Annotated in this window: 11 protein-coding genes and 1 tRNA gene; 6 read left to right on the forward strand and 6 right to left on the reverse strand. The window is 38.8% G+C overall.

Annotated elements, in window-relative coordinates:
* Position 1: 1 nt before the first annotated feature.
* Entirely contained in the window at positions 2 to 205 is a 204-nt protein-coding gene (gene ccoS, locus MWU56_RS09160) for a cbb3-type cytochrome oxidase assembly protein CcoS (RefSeq protein ID WP_247043892.1), read from the reverse strand.
* Between the two features lie 65 nt (positions 206 to 270).
* Positions 271 to 2,649, reverse strand: coding sequence for a heavy metal translocating P-type ATPase (locus MWU56_RS09165; RefSeq protein ID WP_247043894.1), 2,379 nt, complete (start codon positions 2,647 to 2,649; stop codon positions 271 to 273).
* 119 nt (positions 2,650 to 2,768) lie between these two features.
* On the opposite strand from MWU56_RS09165, the gene MWU56_RS09170 reads away from it, so the two are divergent.
* The 3 genes from MWU56_RS09170 to MWU56_RS09180 all read left to right on the forward strand — a co-directional run bounded on the left by MWU56_RS09170 (position 2,769) and on the right by MWU56_RS09180 (position 5,441).
* Positions 2,769 to 3,458: a Crp/Fnr family transcriptional regulator gene (locus tag MWU56_RS09170; protein WP_247043896.1), complete on the forward strand. Its 690-nt coding sequence runs from the start codon at positions 2,769 to 2,771 to the stop codon at positions 3,456 to 3,458.
* Between the two features lie 80 nt (positions 3,459 to 3,538).
* Positions 3,539 to 4,444, forward strand: a complete 906-nt coding sequence (locus tag MWU56_RS09175) for a universal stress protein (protein ID WP_247043897.1) — start codon at positions 3,539 to 3,541, stop codon at positions 4,442 to 4,444.
* 61 nt (positions 4,445 to 4,505) lie between these two features.
* A complete protein-coding gene (locus MWU56_RS09180) occupies positions 4,506 to 5,441 on the forward strand; it encodes a threonine/serine dehydratase (RefSeq protein WP_247043899.1) in 936 nt (311 codons plus the stop codon).
* A 5-nt stretch (positions 5,442 to 5,446) separates the two neighbouring features.
* Here the strand turns inward: MWU56_RS09180 and MWU56_RS09185 are convergent, their stop codons facing one another.
* The 3 genes from MWU56_RS09185 to MWU56_RS09195 form a co-directional block, all read right to left on the reverse strand.
* A complete protein-coding gene (locus MWU56_RS09185; protein ID WP_247043901.1) occupies positions 5,447 to 6,898 on the reverse strand; it encodes a sensor histidine kinase in 1,452 nt (483 codons plus the stop codon).
* Positions 6,899 to 6,962: 64 nt separating this feature from the next.
* Entirely contained in the window at positions 6,963 to 7,352 is a 390-nt protein-coding gene (locus MWU56_RS09190) for a response regulator (protein WP_247043903.1), read from the reverse strand.
* A 430-nt stretch (positions 7,353 to 7,782) separates the two neighbouring features.
* Positions 7,783 to 7,864: transfer RNA gene (locus MWU56_RS09195), tRNA-Leu, on the reverse strand.
* A gap of 97 nt (positions 7,865 to 7,961) precedes the next feature.
* Here MWU56_RS09195 and MWU56_RS09200 point away from each other — a divergent pair.
* A complete protein-coding gene (locus MWU56_RS09200) occupies positions 7,962 to 9,350 on the forward strand; it encodes a dipeptidase (protein WP_247043904.1) in 1,389 nt (462 codons plus the stop codon).
* Here the strand turns inward: MWU56_RS09200 and MWU56_RS09205 are convergent.
* Positions 9,347 to 9,925, reverse strand: coding sequence for a PhnA domain-containing protein (locus MWU56_RS09205; protein ID WP_247043906.1), 579 nt, complete (start codon positions 9,923 to 9,925; stop codon positions 9,347 to 9,349). The two genes, MWU56_RS09200 and MWU56_RS09205, sit on opposite strands and share 4 nt — an antisense overlap.
* 137 nt (positions 9,926 to 10,062) lie before the next feature.
* Between MWU56_RS09205 and MWU56_RS09210 the strand changes: the two genes are divergently transcribed.
* Positions 10,063 to 11,163, forward strand: a complete 1,101-nt coding sequence (locus MWU56_RS09210; protein WP_247043907.1) for a DUF4407 domain-containing protein — start codon at positions 10,063 to 10,065, stop codon at positions 11,161 to 11,163.
* Between the two features lie 192 nt (positions 11,164 to 11,355).
* Positions 11,356 to 16,332, forward strand: coding sequence for a translocation/assembly module TamB (locus MWU56_RS09215; protein WP_247043908.1), 4,977 nt, complete (start codon positions 11,356 to 11,358; stop codon positions 16,330 to 16,332).
* Positions 16,333 to 16,354: the final 22 nt, after the last annotated feature.

Below are 16,354 nucleotides of genomic sequence, written 5' to 3' on the forward strand. Positions count from 1 at the left end.
TTTATTGGTTTGTACTTTTAGTTTGTTTGATATCCTTTTTATTTGAGTTTGATTTATCCTTGACCAGTTCATCTTCAAACAACATTCTTACCGAAGGGGTATACGTGTCATCATACTGTCCGCTTTTAACCGAAAAAACGAAGGCTATAAAAAAGATTATGGCCACCGTTACACTAATGGCCAACAACACGTAAATAACACTCATACCTTCCCTAATTTAGAGGTAAAACTACGGTGATGGCTTACTACAAAAAATGACATATATCAGCTTTATTTATTTTTTAATTCTTTTCCAATGAAATTTGTGGCTAATGTTGTGAACAAGACTATGCTAATGGAACTCAACGGCATTAAAATTGCTGCGATTACCGGTTGCAACTGCCCTGTAACGGCAAAATATAATCCCACGACATTATAACAGAGGGAGAGTATGAAACTCAATTTAATTATCCGTATTGATTTTTTGGACAGTTTGATGAAACTTGGCAGCATATTTAGGTTCCCCGCGTCCAAGATTCCATCACAGGCCGGTGAAAATACATTGATATTTTCCGAAACTGCCAATCCCACATCACTTTGTGCCAAGGCACCAGCATCGTTCAATCCATCTCCGACCATTAAAACCGTGTTCTTTTCTTGAAGTTTTTTAATATATTCCAACTTATCTTCCGGTTTCTGGTCAAACATCATTTTTGTTTTTGCAGGGAGTACGTTCTCCAACTTCTTTTTTTCTCCATCATTATCCCCAGAGAGAATACCCAACTCCAAACTTTCCGCAAGCTCATCAAAAATTTGTTGCATACCTTCCCTGTAGGTATTTTTAAATACAAATCGCCCTTTCACATCTTCGTCAGAACTTATATAGACTGTGGTATTGGTAATTGAATTGGATTTGTTCTCTCCTACATAGGATGCTGACCCCACTTTTATAGAATGTTCATTGTACTTTCCTTCAATTCCTTTGCCTGTTTCTTCCTGAAACTCTTCAAGGGTCATTATGGCATTGGATTTTAAAATATTGTAGAGCGAGCGGCTTAATGGGTGGTTAGATGCTCTCAATGTAGTTTTTAAAAGCGCGGTTTCATCTTCCGTCAATTCCATGCCCTCGTAATGGATAGTATCTTTTTGATTTGTTGTAAGCGTACCCGTTTTATCAAAAATAGCCGTGTCAATTTTGGATAACCGCTCGATCGTATTAGTGTTTTTTAAATATAATTTATACTTGCCAAAAATTCGAAGCATGTTCCCCAATGTAAAAGGTGCCGCCAATGCAATGGCACAGGGACAAGCAATAATCAATACAGAGGTAAAAACATTGAGTGCCAAACTGGGCATATAGACCAACCAGAAAATGGTCGCCAAGGTGGCAATACTCAACACAGCAACAGTAAATCGTTTTCCTATACTATCGGTTAGGGTTTGAAACTGACTCGCTTTATCTTTTGAAAATATGGAGTTGCTCCATAATTGGGTAAGATAACTTTGGGATACCGACCTTAACACCTCAACCTCCAATACACCGGACAATTGTTTTCCACCGGCAAACAATTTTTCACCGGATTTTTTTAATACTGGCTCAGATTCACCTGTAACAAAACTATAATCAATCTCCGCAGTTCCCTTGATTAGAATACAATCTACGGGGATGATTTCATGGCTCCGAATCAATACCCTATCCCCTACATTAATATTATAAATTTGGATATTCTCCTCTCCTCCATTCTTTTGCAAACGCGTAACCGCTATAGGGAAATACGATTTATAATCACGCTCAAAAGAGAGATAGGAGTATGTTTTTTGTTGAAAAAATCTACCCAATAATAAGAAGAACACCAAGCCGGTAAGGCTATCAAAAAAGCCTGAACCTAAGTCAAAAGCAATATCTACGGTGCTCCTAACAAATAGCGTAAATATTCCCAAAGCAATGGGCACATCAATATTCAATAATTTTGAGCGGATTCCCTTGTAAGCTGAAATGAAGTAATCTATACCTGCATAAAACACAACTGGTAGGGAAAATGCAAACATCAGCCAACGGAAGACATGTTTATATTGGTCCAGCCAAAACTCTTCCACCTCAAAATACTCCGGAAAGGAAAATAGCATCACGTTACCAAACGCAAAACCAGCTACGCCCAATTTATAGATCAAGGAGCGGTCTACCTTTTTTCCTTTTTTGTTGTATTCTTCTAAAGAGATGTACGGTTCATATCCAATACTTCCCAACAACAAGACCAAGGCTTTAAGGGAAAAATCGTTTGTTTTATAGGTAACACGAATCGTTTTCTTTGGAAAGTCAACCTGTGAAACGGAAATGGCGGCATGTAACTTGTTTAAGTTTTCCAGCACCCAAATACAAGAACTACAATGGATGGAAGGAATGCTCAGTGTAACCACCTGGACATTTTCTTCATCAAATTCCACAAGTCTCCCTACAATTTCCTGGTTATCCAGAAAATCGTATTTCTTACGAATTTGGTTGGGTGTAGTTCCCGCTTTTCCCTCTAGTTCATAAAAGGTTGAGAGGCCGTTGGACGTAAAAATCTCGTAAACGGTCTTACAACCATTACAACAAAAATCCTTACCATCAAACGTTACACTATCCCTACCACACTCGTCGCCACAATGATAACAGGTCGAGTCGGTCATTTCACATTTGCTTTACCTAATGCAAATTTGTAATACTATTCCCCTTAAAAATATGATAATTATCAGTAAAATACTTTTGTTTATCAATTATTTTTGCTGAATCAGGTAAACAAATCAGTATGGAAAGCAGGTGTGAAAATTGTATTATTCGACAGTTCAACTCGCTCCGTGCCATGAGCAAGGATGAATTGAAAAAAGTCTCCGATTCCAAAACAAGTAAAACTATAAAAAAAGGCGAACCAATATTTGAAGAGGGAGACAAACTTAATGGGGTCTATTGTGTTCGAGATGGAGTTTCCAAGCTTTCCAAATTAAGTGCCAACGGTAAAGATCAGATAGTTAAATTAGCCACCAAGGGCGAAGTGCTTGGGCAACGTTCTGTGATTTCCGAAGAGAGCACCAACCTCTCCGCTGTAGCCATTGATGATATGGAAGTTTGCTTTATCCCAAAAGAGAGCATTAACAATACCCTTCAAAAAAACCCCAATTTTACATTGGAGGTTTTGCGCCATATGGCTCACGACTTAAAAGAGGCAGATGATGTAATCGTCAATATTTCTCAAAAAACAGTAAAGCAAAGAATGGCCGAAGCTTTTCTATATCTAAAGAACAATTTTGGAGAAGATGAGGATGGCTTTTTAGCACTAACGCTCACTAGAGAAGATATTTCCAATGTAGTGGGCACTGCAACAGAATCCGCTATCAGAATAATTTCAGAATTTAAAAAGAAAGGTTTGATCCATGCTTCAGGAAAAAAAATTGGAATTAAAGACGAACGCAAACTTTTGGAAATGGCGGAAGGGTTTTAGTTCTCTTTTAAAAAGCTGATAATTGTCATAGAATCCCTTGCTCCATAAATTTACTTTTATTGCATCATAATCTTAGTCAGATGCAGAAGATTTTAATACCTACGGATTTTTCAGAAAATGCATGGAACGCAATTGATTACGCCATGCAATTGTTTCGCAATACGCGATGTAAATTCTATTTGTTAAACACTTATACCCCGGTTATCCCAAGTAGTCGATTTATGGCAAAAATGGTGGATGGTGTAAGTATTGTTGATGCGGTAAGGAGGAATTCAGAGGAAGGATTGAACAAAACCGTGGAACGGATAAAAACCAAATATGGTAATCCCAACCATAGTTTTGAAACTGTTTCTTCCTTTAATTTATTGGTAGAAGAGGTAAAGGATATTGTTGAGTCACTTGGTATTCATTTGGTAATAACCGGCACAAAAGGAGCATCTGGTGCGAATGAAGTTTTTATGGGCAGCAATACCGTGCGTCTTATAAAATGTACCAAAAAATGTCCCATTTTGGCCATTCCGTACCACTATGAATATGTTACCCCTTCCGAAATTGCTTTTGCCACAGATTTCAAACGATTCTATACTTCTTCAGAATTATCCCCAGTTTTGGCGATGGCAAAGATGTTTAATGCCACCATACGGATTGTACACGTTCAGTACGGTATTAAAGCATTGACGGAACTACAACAATTCAATTTAAACATGCTACGACGTTATCTGGGCAACGTGGAGCATTATGTGCACACCGTATCTGAACTAAATTCTATTTCGCATACTTTAGAATCATTCTCCAAAGAATTGGACATCCATCTTTTGGCCATGTTAAATTATCAACATAGTTATATGGAAAAAATGACCCGTGAACCCATCATTAAAAGAACGGCATTTCATACTCAGATACCCTTGTTGGTTATTCCAGAATTGGGCATGGAGGGTGTATCCGAAGAATCAAAAGACGAAAAGGAAATACAATCCCACAATTAAATTAACCTCCGGTCATTATCTTTGATACCTTATTATATTTTACCTATAAGGATTAAGATTCATGGACATACAACACCTAATAGACTGCCACGAACGGATAAAACCATTTATCCATAACACACCAGTGCTTACTTCCCGGCTGATCAATGAAATGATTGGGGCTGAACTATTTTTCAAATGTGAGAATTTTCAAAGAATGGGTGCGTTTAAAATGCGTGGGGCCTCCAATGCCATTTTACAACTTACAGATGAGCAAAAACAAAGAGGGGTTGTTACACATTCATCAGGGAATTTTGCACAAGCACTGTCCCTTTCCGCACAAAGCTTGGGTGTAAAAGCCTATATCGTAATGCCAAATTCCGCTCCCGAAGTAAAAAAAGAAGCTGTAAGGGGCTACGGAGGCATATTAATATCCTGCGAATCCACTTTGGAGGCTCGGGAACATGAATCCAAACAGATTGCTAAAAAACATGGCGCTACTTTTATTCATCCGTCCAATGACGACCATGTTATTTTAGGACAAGGAACTGCTTGCAAAGAATTATTGGAACTATATCCCAATATAGATTATGTTGTAACTCCTGTTGGTGGCGGTGGACTTATTGCGGGTTCGGCACTATCGGCATATCATTTTGGTAATAATTGCAAGACAATTGGTGGCGAACCCTTTGAAGTAGATGACGCTTATCGATCACTACAAAGCGGCAAAATTGAGTCCAACAAAACCACAAATACCATTGCAGATGGTCTTAAAACCCAATTGGGTGACAGAAATTTTCCTATTATTCAACAATATGTGGAAGCAATCGTCCGTGTAACCGAAGAAGAAATCATTATGGCCATGCAACTGATTTGGGAACGACTCAAAATCGTTTGTGAACCATCGAGTGCCGTGGCATTGGCAGCGATTATCAATAAAAAAGAAAAATATTCCGGCAAAAAAATAGGGGTAATTGTTTCTGGCGGCAATGTGGATTTGAGCAAATTACCTTTCTAAAACTATTACTTTTTTTTAGGAAAAGTGATACTAAACGTGGCGCCTTGACCCTTCTTACTTTCTACTTCAATTTTTCCATCCATAGCTTGTACCTGGGTCTTTACCAAATAAAGTCCCAGACCTTTACCTTCAGTTGCACCACTTAACCTGCCGTACATATCAAAAATTTTACGCTCCTTTTCCGAAGTAAGTTCCATTCCAATCCCGTTGTCTGAAAACTTAAGTATTATTGACTGCTCCGTATTTTCTGCGGTTATTTGAATGATGGGAAGCACATTTTCCTTGGAATAATGGATTGCGTTGAGTATGAGGTTATAAAAAATATTGACCACATAGCTCTTTGCACCATATACATAATCTACATCTGAAAAATTGGTATGAATGGAAGCTTTATTTTTAAATATCTCTTCAGAAAGCAATCCGTCGACATCTTTCATAACATTTTTAAGAAGAACCTCCCTAAATTTTTCCCTGTCCGCTGATTTTAACGCCAGCGAATGATGAAGGTCCTTTATCGTTTGATCCAATGCCTCGGTAGTAAGTTCTATTTTTTTTATGATATCGTCGTTCATCTCATCTTTTCCCCAATCATAAATTTTGGACAACATTAAAAGATTGGATATTGGACCGCGAAGGTTGTGTGAAATAATTCGAACAAAATTTTGAAGCTCGTGGTTCTGTTCCACTATTTGTTTGTTGGACAACACATCCTTGGTAACATCCTGCGTTGTACCACTCATTCGAATTGGCATGCCTTCTTCATCATAATAAGTCTTGCCTTTTTGATGAACATACTTAATCTCTCCACTATCCACCACAATTCGATTGACGATATCGTGCAATGTCTTTTGTTCGATACATTTTTTCACATCTTCATCGAACGCATCTCTTTCCTCTGGATGTATAATCTCCAATAACAAATCGTAATTTGCCTTAAAAGTTGTTGGGTCTTTATCAAAAATCCTGAAAAGTTGATCAGACCAAGTAATTTCATTTTTTTTTATGTCCCAATTCCAATGCCCTACATTGGCAACTTCTTGAGCTTCTCGATACTTACGCTCACTTTCTCTTAAACGAAGGTTGTTGTTAACTTCTTCGGTGATATCCTTTTGCCAAACACAACATCCAATAACCTCTCCCAAGCTGTTCATAAAAGGTTGAAAGGAAAATTCATGGACCACTGTTTCACCGTCCTCTTCAAATGTATGTCTTGATGTTGTAGCGTAGCGGTTGAGTGCCCTTTCGCACCCCTGCTCACATGGTTTGAAGAAAAAATCGGACCGATAAACGACCTTAAGGTCCATGCCTCTTTCGGCATCCCCTAAATCATTTTGTAAAAGGCGGGACTTAAAGGATGTATTAAAAGCAGTAAGCTTGTAATTTCGATCCATGGCCCACACAAGATCAGCCCTATCCTCAACAATTTCAATTTTATTTTGAATAAAGGTGTGTTTCACATGTTAAAATTTATTCAGAATAAAATTAATAGCCCAATAGATAGTGGGCACTATTCCATATAAATTACTTATTGGCACTTTGCAGATAATCCTCCAAATGCTCAATCTTTAATGGTTTTGCAATAAATTCCTTCACATATTTCTCATACTTCTTAGCCTCTTCCTTATCTGCGTCGGATTCAGAAGACGTTACCAAAAGTACCTCATTGGATTCAGGAAAGTCCTCGAGCATCATAAACTCCAAAAATTCAAAACCACTCATCTCGGGCATATTAATATCCAATAAAATAAGTGTTTTTGTGTTTGGAGCGTCTCTAAACCTAAGATCATCAAGGGCTAGTTCAGGGTTAGTAAAGCTCTTAACCCTTTCTTCCAGTCCCATTCTTCTAAAGTGAATTGCATTTACAGTATTCACAAGGTCTTCGTCGTCGACCAAATAGATTTCTTTGTACATAGCGTGGGTGGTCAATTAATTTAGTTAGTATCTGTTTGGTTGTTAGGTTTTGCTTTTAAAAAATTGACAAATATCAATATTTTGTATTTAATAAAACTTTAAAAAAGTTATTTTATTATAACATTGATTATCGAGGGAACTTAATAATATGGCAATAGCAATAAATTTAAGGTTTTTTTTATTCAAAAATACCGCCTAAAAATTTAACTTATCACAACTTTTAATTGTTATGTATGATACATTACAAAATAAATATAAAAAACAATACACTCTTCATATCGGTCCGCTTCAAAAAATCAGTATTGCAGACCCTTCCACTTCATTGACCAATTTTTCAATATAAATAACAGAAACGCCTACAAGGCAAAGGATTAAAGAGTAGAGAATTAAAAAAAAAAAAGACCCTTCAATATGTGAAGAGTCTTTTTAGTGCGGGTGAAGGGAGTCGAACCCCCACGCCTTGCGGCACTAGATCCTAAGTCTAGCGTGTCTACCAATTCCACCACACCCGCGAATTGGAGTGCAAATATAATTCAATTTTCCGATTTGCAAATCTACTCCTATTAAAAACTTGTTTTTTGTACTTTTAAGGTCCTTTTTAATACATATATGAAAGATATCAATAATTACATCAACACGAACAAAGACAGATTTATCAACGAGCTGATCGACCTCTTAAAAATCCCCTCCATCAGTGCTGACCCAGGGCATTCGCAAGATGTTCTAAAAGCTGCTAAGGCTGTAAAAAAAACGTTGGAGGAAGCAGGTTGCGAAAACACAGAAATTTGTGAGACCAAAGGTTATCCAGTGGTTTATGGAGATAAGATCATAGACCCAAACTTACCAACGGTGCTGGTTTACGGCCACTACGATGTGCAACCTCCAGACCCTATCAACCTATGGGACTCCCCTCCTTTTGAACCCATTATCAAGAAAACCGAATTACATCCCGATGGCGCTATTTTCGCCAGGGGATCATGTGACGACAAAGGCCAGTTCTTCATGCATGTAAAGGCTGTGGAATACATGATCAAGAACAATACGTTACCCTGTAATGTGAAGTTTATGATCGAAGGCGAGGAAGAAGTTGGAAGCGATAGTTTGGAGGATTTCTTAAAGGAAAATAGCGAAAAATTCAAGAACGATATCATTCTCATTTCCGATACGGGAATGATTGCCAATGACACCCCTTCAATTACAACAGGCTTGCGCGGACTTAGTTATGTGGAAGTGGAAGTGACTGGCGCCAACCGAGATCTGCATTCTGGTATTTATGGAGGTGCAGCACCCAACCCCATCAACGTGTTGGCGAAAATGATTGCCGAGCTTCATGATGAGAATAACCATATCACCATCCCCGGATTTTATGACAAGGTGGAAATTATTTCAGATGAAGAGCGTGCCGAAATGGCAAAGGCTCCTTTTGATTTGGAAGACTACAAAAAAGCTTTGGATATTGATGATGTTCATGGTGAAAAAGGATATTCAACAACGGAACGTTTTGGAATCCGACCAACATTGGATGTCAATGGCATTTGGGGCGGCTACATGGGTGAAGGTGCCAAAACGGTAATCGCCAGTAAAGCCTACGCTAAAATTTCGATGCGATTGGTCCCAGATCAAGATTGGCATGAGATCACTGATTTGTTCACCAAACATTTTGAATCCATTGCACCGAAAAGCGTAAAAGTCAAAGTTACCCCACACCACGGCGGTCAAGCGTACGTTACCCCAATAGACAGTATCGGTTATAAAGCAGCTTCCAAAGCTATGGAAACCACCTTTGGGCAAACCCCGGTACCTCAGCGTACAGGAGGTAGTATTCCAATCGTGGCCCTTTTTGAAAATGTGTTCGACAGCAAAACAATCCTTTTAGGATTCGGATTGGACAGCGACGCCATCCACTCCCCTAACGAACATTTTGGGGTATGGAACTTTTTAAAAGGTATTGAGACAATCCCCTATTTCTATAAATATTATTCAGAGATGAAGGCTTAGAGCTTTTTAACGTATTTGGTGATAATCACAATTTGTTGACCATCTACTTTACCTTCAATGTATTCAGCATTTTCGTGATCCAGGGAAATCCGTCTAACGGCGGTTCCCTGTTTTGCGACCATGCTAGATCCTTTTACTTTTAAATCTTTCACCAAAACAACACTGTCGCCATTCTCCAAAATATTGCCATTTACATCCCTGTGAATTATTTTTTCACTTTCCTCTTCACCTTCACCAGTGGCTTTGGCCCATTCTAAAGTCTCATCTTCCAAGTACATCATGTCCAAAAGATCTTGTGGCCATCCTTCAGATTTTAATCGGTTGAGCATTCGCCAAACCACCACTTTTACCGCATCATGCTCGCTCCACATACTATCATTTAAACACCGCCAGTGATTCGGATCTGTTGTTTCCGGATTTTCTATTTGGTCTTTGCAAGTTTGGCTTATCAAAATACTCCCATCCAATCCTCCGGTAGAAACGGGTGGTACTTCATAAATTACCAAATCTTCCGTAACTCCGCTCAATTCACAAACTCCTCCACTTCGTGCCTGTAACTCTTCTAATAATGCCATTGGTATTTTTTTAGTGTTGCAAACTTACTTATTTTTCACTTTTACTTCTATTTCCACAGTGGAGTTTTTAAGTCTAAAATGTAACAAATCCACCCAATCTGCGTTCTAATAACCTATCAATCAAAAGAGAACACGATATGTTACAACGCTTTTTTATCTTCTGCTCTGGAGCAGATACAGGAATCCTAGACTCTTGTTCCAACGGGGAACGCAACAAATATGCAGGCATTGGAGCCACCGTATTTTTTACAGCGGTAATGGCTTTTATCGCATCAGGATATGCCCTTTACACCGTTTTTGACACAGTTTACACCGCTATTTTCTTTGGTTTGATATGGGGACTGCTCATTTTCAATTTGGACCGATACATTGTTTCAACCATTAAAAAGCGTGACAATTTTAAAGGGGAATTGCTTCAGGCTGCACCACGTATTGTTTTGGCATTGATCATTGCCGTTGTGATTTCCAAACCTTTGGAAATGAAAATTTTTGAAAAGGAGATCAATCAAGTCCTTCTGGAAGAAAAAAACGCACTCACCCTGAACAACAAGGAACAATTGGCACTCCAATACACTCCAAAGATTGAAAGTCTAAACCAGGATATTGACAACCTAAAAGGTGAAATTGCAACGAAAGAAGTCGAAACCAATGCACTATACGACACCTACATCACCGAAGCGGAAGGTACTGCCGGAACCGGTTTGTTGGGCAAAGGCCCTGTTTATGAAGAAAAACGGGAGAAGCACGATGCTGCTTTGGCGGAACTCAACAGTTTAAAAGAAACCAACGCAACCAAAATCGAAAATATTGAAGCCCAAATTACGGCCTTACAATCCGATTACGACACTGCGGTTTCTACCTCACAACCCATTATTGATGGTTTTGATGGACTCATGGCCCGCATCAATGCATTGGGAAAATTACCATGGTTTCCATCGTTTTTTATCTTTCTGTTGTTTTTGGCCATTGAAACAGCACCGATCATTGCCAAATTGTTGGCTCCAAAAGGCGAATACGATTATAAGTTTGAGGAGCAGGAAAGCGTAGTGGCCACTTGGATAACGCAAAAGGTAGAACAACGAAAATTATTAATGGCCACAGATGGAGAACTCAACCAGCAAATCTATGCCGATATAAAAAATGAGGAAGAATTGTACCGCTACAAAAAAGAAAAAGCAGAAGAATTGCTTCGTCTACAGGCGGATAGTTTCCATAAACTTCAAGTAAAAAACCTCTAAGTTACAACAGAGAGTTTCTTATTATAAATTATAGCTATAGAGTTATTCTTTATCGCATATCAGCATCATTCTTAATATGCACTACCCTATCTTTATCTGCTGTTGTAAGTGGCTTAGAGAAGCGAAATGGTTTTCAGGCAAAATCATAATATCGTTGCCGATGCAATCCGATTATTCTTCGAGAAAAGATGTATGGAAAACAAAAAATGGAACCGGAAAAGAGTCCTGAAATTAATAGGGAAATGCATTCTTGTACTGTTGGCATTGTTTATCATTTTGGTGTTGGTGATCAAAACCCCGTGGGCACAAAACCTGATTGTTTCAAAAATAACGGACTATGTATCCAGTAAAACCCAAACCAAGGTGGAGATTGATAGGGTCTTTATTAGCTTTTCAGGGGACATCAAAACCGAGGGGATTTACTTAGAAGATAAGCAAGGTGACACGCTGCTATATTCAGAAGAACTCCAATTAGACCTTCCCATTTATCCTTTACTTGTTAAGAATGAGCTATCCATCGATGATGTGGATGCAACCCATTTAGTCGCTAATATTAGCAGAAATAGCGACCCCGAAAGCTTTAATTTTTCCTTTTTAATAGATGCCTTTGCCACTCCTACCGATACTACAACCACCTCCCCGCCAATGTCCATCTCCTTAGGCGATTTTTATCTTAAAAATTGGAAAGTAAGTTACGATGATGTCCACTTGGGAACAAAACTGAAAGTTTCCCTTGGCGAATTGGAGGTTGATGTTACCGAATTCAATTTAGAGGAAATGAAATTTGGAGTCGATGATTTTGCTTTAAAAAATAGTCAGATTTCCTATAACCAGACCCAAGCCATTCCTGTCTCCAATGATACCACGGCAGCGCCCCAACCAAGAATTTCTATAAATGATTTCGAAATAGTGGAAGTTGCTATCGTTTACAACTCTAAGCCCGATGGTATACAGACCCAGATGCAATTATCGAATATTGGCTTGACGGAAATAGCCGTGGACCTTTCCAAAAACAGTTACAAAACAGATGAACTAACGCTAAAAAACTCAAGCATATTATTGGCACTGAATCAGGTCAAGGATTCGGTAAAAACTACTTCACCAAATACTTCCTTTGAATGGCCCGAACTTGAATTGCAAGTAAACGAGTTGAACTTGGAGTCCAATACTTTAAGTTTTTTCCAAAATGAGGCGGTAGAAAACGACTCAATTTTTAATCCTGATGCTTTTTCAATACAGGACCTAACGCTGAAATCCAATGATTTTAGGTATGCTCCAAAGAATTTTCATTGGGAAGTCGATAAGTTCACCTTTAAAGAGCACAGTGGAATTGCTTTGCAACAATTAGGCTTCGAGGCGGGCATATCGAACACGCATGCCGCCATTTCCAATTTCAACCTGCAATTGAACAACAGCTCGGCCAACGCCAATGCCGACATTCAATACCAATCTTTGGATTCAGCCTTAGACAATCCAGAGAACAGTCAGCTGCAAATTGCTTTGACCCAATTAAATTTACAGGCCGCAGACCTCCAAAGCCTATCACCTGAACTACAAAAAAATCCCTACGTGGATGCGCTCACTGCACACCCTATTACCGGCTCCATACTGGCAAATGGAAGTTTGAAAGAAGTAAATGACTTTAATACGGAATTGAACTGGGGCCCATCAACCATTCTCAATATAGAAGGAAGTCTTTCTAGCATCACCCAAATGGAAGAGTTTGTTTTTGATTTGAATAGCATCGCCCTACAGTCAACCAAAGAAAACCTGCAACGGTTTATACCAAAGGACAGTCTAGCATATAAGATTCCCGATACACTTTCACTCACCGGTGCGCTCAAAGGTAATCTGGAATCCTTTCAGACCAAAACAGTTTTAGCGATGCCCGAAGGAAAGGTAAATCTGGATGCCTTAGCAGAATTAGGAAATCAAAAGCGATTTGAAGTGGCAATAGCTTCCGATAGTTTACAACTGGGCATACTGCTTAAAAGCAACAAAATGGGTGCTATTTCACTACAACTGGAAGGCTCTGGCTCTGGAACAGAACTTTCCAATATGGACGCGAAATTGGATGGGACCATCTCCCAATTTGTGTTCGATGAATACAACTATAGCGATATAAATCTTACTGGCACCTTGAAAAATGGCACTGGAGATGTTTCTCTTTCCATGGAAGATGAAAACCTTAATTTAAACGCCATCACCTCAATCGATTTTACTGCTGAAAGCAACTCCATAAACCTTACTTCCAACATTATTGGTGCCGATTTAAGGAAACTTGGGTTTACCAAAAACGATATAAAGATAGCCGCAGATATAGAAGGGTCTTACAAGGGTACCTCCAATAGTTATAACATCGAGGCCTCTGTAAATAATGGAATAGTGGTGGCGGACAGTAAACAATATCAAATTATACCAATATTGCTAAATGCAAGCGTGGAAGACTCCATTACGGACGCCACTGTGAAAAGCGGTTTTCTTAACGGTGGACTGTATTCCAATACCTCCATCAACAGGGTCAGCACCGCATTAAAAAAGCAATTGGAAAATTATTTCTCCAATGACAGTACCCTCTCTGCAGATTTGGACGATGTTGAGGCAAAATTGGATTTGGCCTTAGTACCAACGCCTATTATTTCCGAAGTCTTTTTTGAAGGTATCGAAGATTTGGATTCCCTGAACATAGATGCCAACTTTAACGCAAGAAGAAAAAAACTGGACGTGAAAGTATCCATACCAAAGTTCACGTATGCCGGAAGCACCGTGGATAGTCTTGAAGTGAACCTTGAAGGTGATTCCACTAACCTAAACTTTCATGCAGGACTTAGAAATTTTGAATTTGACCCCATACTTTTAAAAAATACCTATGTGGAGGGAACTTTAAAAGATAAAGAGCTGGTTTTGGACTTCAATTCCATTAACGACTCTACACAAATAATGCATATAGGCTCCGAGCTCGTATTTAAAAAAGATACCCTGAGTCTACATATTTCTCCCGAAAACCTAATCCTGAATAAAAAGCAGTGGGAAATTCCGGATGACAATAAAATTATAATGGCCAATACTTATACGAGGTTTCAAGATTTGGTGCTTTCAAGAAACAGTCAAAAACTGGAAATTTCTACAACGGTTCCTCAAATGGAGAACGAACATATTGGAATTATTTTTGAAAATTTCCAACTCCAAACCTTTCTAAGCCTTTTAAATCCGACTGAAGCACTCGCCAAAGGTACTGTGGAAGGGAATTTTGTAATCCTTAACCCGTACGACGCTTCTGGATTGGTTTCCAAATTGGATATCACTGATTTTAGTTTGATGCAAACTCCTTTGGGCTCCCTAAGTTTAAAGGCTTCTTCCAAATCACTTTCCGGCTATGATTTTAATTTGATTTTACAGGACGGAGGTGCCGATTTAACATTGACAGGTGACTACGTAGCGAGAGAGAACGATGCGAATTTGAACATGGATTTAGACATTGAAAAATTTGAAACGAACATTCTCCATGAATTTTTTAAAGAAGAAATATCCAATCCGTCCGGAAATATTTCGGGGAGTATGCAGGTAAACGGAACCCTTAGCAATCCCTCCTATTCCGGCAGGTTGAATTTTAATGAGGTTGGACTTACATTATCAGCTTTTAAAACCAATCTTAGCGTGAATGGCCAAACACTGGATCTGAATGAAGAAGAAATCAATTTTGACAATTTCAGTATAAAAAATACTGACAAGGGATTATTGGTCTTGAATGGAGCCATTTTTACAGAAACCCTTTTAAATCCCGATTTTGATCTATCCATTAAAGCTAATAAGTTTATGGCACTCAATTCCAAAAAAGGAGATAATGAGTTGGTATACGGCAAGGCCATTGTGGACATGGATTTGGACGTGACCGGAAATCTAGAGCTACCTATCATTAATGGTACACTAAGCATTGGTGATGAAACAGACCTAACCTATTTAGTTCCCCAAAATCAATATGAAATTCAAGAAAGAGATGGTGTTGTCATCTTTGTCAACAGAGAAAGTCCTGATGCAATATTGACCAGAACTACCGAGAATGAAACGAACGCGGTTTTTGAGGGAATGGACATCAACACCACTTTGGAAATCTCGGACGATGCTATGTTTACGATAGTGTTGGACGAGAAAACAGAGGACATGTTGCAGGCTTCCGGCAATGCCAGTTTAAATTTAAATATAGATCCCAACCAAAATACACGCTTATCGGGCAGATTGGACATCAATTCGGGTTTCTATAAAACAAGTCTATATAATTTGGTAAGCCGCGAATTTAAGTTAAACGATGATAGTAGTGTAGTTTGGTCTGGCGATCCGTACGACGCAAAACTGGACGTTACTGCCACTTACGAATTAGAGACTTCCGCAGCACCGCTAATGTCCTCCATTAGTTATGGGCAGGACGCGAATATATCTGGTCAGTACCAAAAACCCGCTACATTTTTGGTGTATTTAAATATTGATGGTGAAATTACCTCTCCTCAAATATCCTTTGCCCTGGATATGCCGGAAAATGTACAGGGAAGTTACGGAGGCGGCGTGTATGGTCGTATACAACAATTGAATGAGCAAGAGGCCGAATTGAACAAACAAGTGTTTTCGTTATTGGCCTTGAACAGGTTTTACCCCACTTCCGGAAGCGATGGAAGCAATGGAGGTGCCGTTGCATTGGCCCGGAACAATGTTAATAATGTATTATCCAGCGAACTCAATGCCATTTCCAACAAAATATTGGGCAGTAGTGGATTTGAACTGGATTTTGATTTGGACAGCTTTCAAGAGTATCAAGACAGTGGGTATGAAGATAGAACGCAACTGAATATAAATGCAAAGAAAAAACTATTTGATGACCGTGTTATAGTTACGGCCGGCAGTGCAGTAGATGTAGAGGGAAGTGCATCCAGCTCCGATACATCCACACCCGTTATTGGTAATGTAACTTTGGAGTATCTAATAAATGAAGAGGGCACCTATCGACTTAAAGGATTTAGAAAACAGGAATATGAAAATGTTATTGACGGCCAAGTGATCATAACCGGACTTGCATTTATTTTTAATAGGGAATTCAACAAATTCAGTCAATTGTTCAATCCAATAAAGACCAGGACTGAAGAAGCTGAAACACTGGAAGGTGATAATGATAAATAGAACTAGTAATTCTAAAACTATT

The sequence above is a fragment of the Allomuricauda sp. F6463D genome (assembly GCF_023015965.1).
Lineage (GTDB): Bacteria > Bacteroidota > Bacteroidia > Flavobacteriales > Flavobacteriaceae > Flagellimonas.

What these genes read in the sequence shown, in the direction of transcription:
- ccoS (WP_247043892.1), bottom strand. Translation starts at nt 205, where the DNA reads ATGAGTGTTATTTACGTGTTGTTGGCCATTAGTGTAACGGTGGCCATA.
- MWU56_RS09165 (WP_247043894.1), bottom strand. Translation starts at nt 2,649, where the DNA reads ATGACCGACTCGACCTGTTATCATTGTGGCGACGAGTGTGGTAGGGAT.
- MWU56_RS09170 (WP_247043896.1), top strand. Translation starts at nt 2,769, where the DNA reads ATGGAAAGCAGGTGTGAAAATTGTATTATTCGACAGTTCAACTCGCTC.
- MWU56_RS09175 (WP_247043897.1), top strand. Translation starts at nt 3,539, where the DNA reads ATGCAGAAGATTTTAATACCTACGGATTTTTCAGAAAATGCATGGAAC.
- MWU56_RS09180 (WP_247043899.1), top strand. Translation starts at nt 4,506, where the DNA reads ATGGACATACAACACCTAATAGACTGCCACGAACGGATAAAACCATTT.
- MWU56_RS09190 (WP_247043903.1), bottom strand. Translation starts at nt 7,352, where the DNA reads ATGTACAAAGAAATCTATTTGGTCGACGACGAAGACCTTGTGAATACT.
- MWU56_RS09200 (WP_247043904.1), top strand. Translation starts at nt 7,962, where the DNA reads ATGAAAGATATCAATAATTACATCAACACGAACAAAGACAGATTTATC.
- MWU56_RS09205 (WP_247043906.1), bottom strand. Translation starts at nt 9,925, where the DNA reads ATGGCATTATTAGAAGAGTTACAGGCACGAAGTGGAGGAGTTTGTGAA.
- MWU56_RS09210 (WP_247043907.1), top strand. Translation starts at nt 10,063, where the DNA reads ATGTTACAACGCTTTTTTATCTTCTGCTCTGGAGCAGATACAGGAATC.
- MWU56_RS09215 (WP_247043908.1), top strand. Translation starts at nt 11,356, where the DNA reads ATGGAAAACAAAAAATGGAACCGGAAAAGAGTCCTGAAATTAATAGGG.